The organism is Bartonella sp. MR168JLCBS (assembly GCF_042194175.1).
The window spans coordinates 1-258 of sequence record NZ_JBHIMP010000422.1 but is presented as its reverse complement, the minus strand read 5'-3'; the positions used below and the strand labels follow the sequence as shown (position 1 = coordinate 258).

1 protein-coding gene is annotated in these 258 nt (G+C 40.3%); it reads left to right on the top strand.

The window, feature by feature from the left end:
- Positions 1 to 258, top strand: a 258-nt coding sequence (locus tag ACFIK8_RS11740) for a tetraacyldisaccharide 4'-kinase (protein WP_375669529.1), incomplete at both ends; no start/stop codon positions are given.

Below are 258 nucleotides of genomic sequence, written 5' to 3'. Positions count from 1 at the left end.
TGCTTGTTGTGGATGCAATGCGTGGCTTTGGTAATGGAGCTGTTTTCCCAGCAGGCCCTTTGCGTGCACCATTAAAAACACAGTTTTCTTTGATGGATAGTGTTTTATTGATTGGTCATTCGGATGCATGTGAAAATGTAGTTTTTCTTGTTACCCGTACTGGAAAGGCTTTGCATCATGCTCACCTTAAATCATTAGCATCTGATGAGGTTATGGGAAAATCATTTTTGGCATTTGCAGGTATTGGCAATCCAAATA